The sequence below is a fragment of the Arachidicoccus sp. genome (assembly GCF_050436765.1).
GTDB lineage: Bacteria > Bacteroidota > Bacteroidia > Chitinophagales > Chitinophagaceae > Arachidicoccus.
This window is the reverse complement of the sequence record NZ_JBNQGD010000236.1, coordinates 1-2,934: the sequence shown is the minus strand read 5'-3', so window position 1 is coordinate 2,934 and position 2,934 is coordinate 1. Positions and strand designations below refer to the sequence as shown.

Sequence of the window (2,934 nt, the reverse complement as noted above, 5' to 3'; positions counted from 1 at the left end):
TAAACCTAATTGAGAATTTAAAGTGATACTTGTAACTCCCTTTTTACCTCTTTTCGTGGTAATAATAATTACACCATTTGCGGCTCGAGCACCGTAAATTGCAGCAGCATTAGCATCTTTCAAGATATCAATTCTTTCAATATCATCTGGGTTAATATCCGCAATAGGATTTATTCGTGCCACACTACTGGAGGTAGAACTTGTATTGTCGTATGGCGTTGAAATAATAGGAATTCCATCAACAATATACAGTGGTTCATTACCAGAGGAAATTGAACCGGCACCACGTATACGAATTTCAACTCCTGATCCCGGGTCGCCAGAATTAGTAACTACCTGAACGCCAGCGGCTCTACCTTGAATCATTTGATCTATGGAAGTTACAGGCTCTTCCGCAATTTGCTTTGATGTAACCGAGCTCACAGAACCAATTAAATCTCGTTTAGAAGATTTGAGAAAACCTGTGGAGACCTCTCCTTGTTTATTTCCATATACAACAACTGCACTACTATCCTGATTGCTTTTATCCACGATCAAAGCTGCATTTATTGTTCTATTATCTCCAATAGCTTCCGTAGTAGATTCAAATCCAATAAAAGAAAACCGTAATTTATTTTTACTACTTGATACTTGAATAGAATATTCACCGTTCTCATTTGTAGTTACTCCGTTTAATTGACGGTCATTTGAATTGACTTCAATTACAGTGGCATATACAATGGGTTTGCCTGTGGACTTCTCCACTACTTTCCCTTGGATCTTAATTGATTGAGACTGACTATTTGCGTTGAATGCAAATAGCGCTAAAGTAACAAATAAGGTAAAGCGAATTTTCGTTATTAATTTCAATTTTTCCATATGTTATAATATAGTTTCTTTGATCCTCCAGTTTTAGAGGGTTATATTTTAGTGGCAATATTCTATTTGGCGGCACTAATAGCCAGTTGGTACAAGTAATTTATCTATTTTATATAAATATCCACTGTTTGATGATCCGTGGCTTAAACTTGGCAATTCTACGTTTGCCGCAACATTCACTGGAGAACCGCTGTATAGTTGCGTTAATGTTGCGCCTCCATTTGAAAAACTTAATGAATTGGATGCATTGAAATCAGTTGAAAAATTACCGGTTAGTGCACTAGGAGTGGATAAATTTTGGTCTATAAAATGATTGCGCATAATATTGGCAAGCTGGTTCGTACTCAATGCTACGCCATTGTACGACATATTCACTATGTCCAGTCCAGCAGCCTCAAATGCCTCGTTCGTGGGAGCCATAAACGTTACTACTTTGGAAAGACTTCCCCACCCCCCCATGAGACCTGCTTTTTGAATCGCCTCCATAAAAATACTTAAATCCGGATCCATAGAAGCTTGGCCTAAAGCACTTTGCAGAAGATCAGAAGCAACAAAGGCAGTATCAATTAATTGAACAATTCCATTACTGGCGAGTACATCAGTGCGTTCAAAATTACTAGCATTCAGGTAGGGTATTTTTTGACCATTCGTTGCATAGAAATAATTATTGGCTGGGAGACTCAAAAAATCATTCACAGTAAATTTCTTTGCTGTGTCATATAAGAAGTAAGATTGGAGTACAGCAGATACATAAGTTTTCGACAGTGCTGCAATTTTATCTGGCACATCATTGCTAATCTTTGCAATTGCCGGGGCTATTATTTGATTCATGACATCATTATCCGGCATAAGTATGGTACTAAATACAGGAAATCCCCCTTGTTCATCCGACGCCGTACTTTGCCTGAATTCTATAGATGTATAAACACTACTTAAGTAATCATAGGTTTTATAAAATGCAGAGTCCATCTTTCCATCTCCATTTTTATCGTAACTATTAAACCTATCAAAGGAACTGTCTTTCAATACCTGCATTAGTTTGTAAAAGGTACTTTGAGAAAAATAGGGATCGGAACTTAACAAAACTTCTAAATTGTCCATCGGCTCCAGTACCGTTCCGATACCTTGAATAACTGCATTATCAGCACTGATGTCTCTTAAGCTCTTGATAACGGGAATACCATTTACTTTTAAGGTATCGGGAGAAGTAACATCTATATTTAAAAATTTGTTACCTCTTGTCAGGAATAAAGTCTGATGATACTGAACATAACGTTGTTGAAGCGTATAATAATACCAAAGGTTATTGGTAACGTGAAAGTTAAGTACTTTAAATAAAGTGTCGAGCGGAACATTCTCGATTGAAGTATAGCCTTTATCAGCAAAATACTTTTTGAAAGCATTATTTGTGGGTGCAAAAACAGTATATAGCCCTCCATTATTAATGTATTTCGCAAGACCGACTCTATCCAATCCTTCAGCGAAGATGGTAAAGTTGGTATCCTGTTTAAGTTTATCATATAAGTAAACCGAAGCTGATCCGGTATCATGATAATATTTTTCAAAACTCTTCTGACATCCTGTAACCGATATTACAAGTAAAACAACAAAGAGTAGCCCGAAGTAAATAATAATACTCTTTAATCTGACAAATCGCCAGAATATTTCAGCAATATTTTTTTTAAAAATTTTCATATTATGGTTTTTTATTTTTCCGTCTATATTATTTAATATAGTATTACGAGCATATTTCATCTTATTTAAACCTCTTGTTTACTATTGTAAACTTTAAAGTCTCATCATTAAATTATTTATGAATTCTTCCGATTTTCATATTTCTACGTTTAGGACTTTGGGTTTAAGCTTTAAACATCCTTCAAGAATCTATACTTTGATTTAATTGGCAATTATTTCTGATATTCCGTCTCCTTAGGAGATAAGACATTTTTTTCTTAAAAATGTACTAAAGACAATTAAGAAATATTTAAGATTTTTTTTAAATTCCGTTTTAGTCGTTAGTATGTAAGCATACGACCAAGCACGTATAGTGTGAGACAAGAAGAGGAATTAGTTTTG

Annotated in this window: 2 protein-coding genes; both read right to left on the bottom strand. The window is 35.0% G+C overall.

Annotated elements, in window-relative coordinates:
* On the bottom strand, window positions 1-849 hold an 849-nt coding region (locus ACQR30_RS10300), incomplete at its 3' end, for a TonB-dependent receptor plug domain-containing protein (RefSeq protein WP_429734713.1).
* An 84-nt stretch (window positions 850-933) separates the two neighbouring features.
* On the bottom strand, window positions 934-2,553 hold the full coding sequence (locus ACQR30_RS10295) for a fasciclin domain-containing protein (RefSeq protein WP_429734711.1): 1,620 nt from the start codon (window positions 2,551-2,553) through the stop codon (window positions 934-936).
* Window positions 2,554-2,934 lie beyond the last annotated feature (381 nt).